Here is a 429-nt window from a genome sequence, read left to right as displayed (position 1 = left end):
AAGAAGCTGTTCTTCAACCTGCGCAAGGCGAAGTCCAAGATCGGCGCTTATGAAGACGGCGATATGCGCCCCGAGAACGTCAAGCAGATCGCGACCGATCTGAACGTGACCGAAGAAGAAGTGATCTCGATGAACCGGCGGATGTCGGGCTCGGACGCTTCGCTGAACGCGCAGATCGGTGCCGGTGACGAAGGCGGGGCCGCGCAGTGGCAGGATTGGCTCGAAGACGAGGATGCCGATCAGGCCGAGGCTTACGCCGAGTCCGAAGAGATGGAAGCCCGCCGCGAGATGCTGATGGACGCGATGGACGTCCTCAACGAGCGCGAGAAGGACATCCTGATGCAGCGCCGCCTGCGCGACGATCCGGTTACGCTGGAGGAACTCTCGGGCGTCTATGACGTCTCGCGCGAGCGTATCCGCCAGATCGAG

1 protein-coding gene is annotated in these 429 nt (G+C 62.0%); it reads left to right on the top strand.

Annotated elements, in window-relative coordinates; genetic code table 11:
* Positions 1-429, top strand: a 429-nt coding sequence (locus B3D39_RS00260) for a sigma factor-like helix-turn-helix DNA-binding protein (protein ID WP_286789261.1), incomplete at both ends; no start/stop codon positions are given.

It is taken from the genome of Thioclava sp. UBA3469 (assembly GCF_002378135.1).
GTDB classification, from domain to species: domain Bacteria; phylum Pseudomonadota; class Alphaproteobacteria; order Rhodobacterales; family Rhodobacteraceae; genus Thioclava; species Thioclava sediminum.
This window is presented reverse-complemented; position numbering and strand designations above follow the sequence as displayed.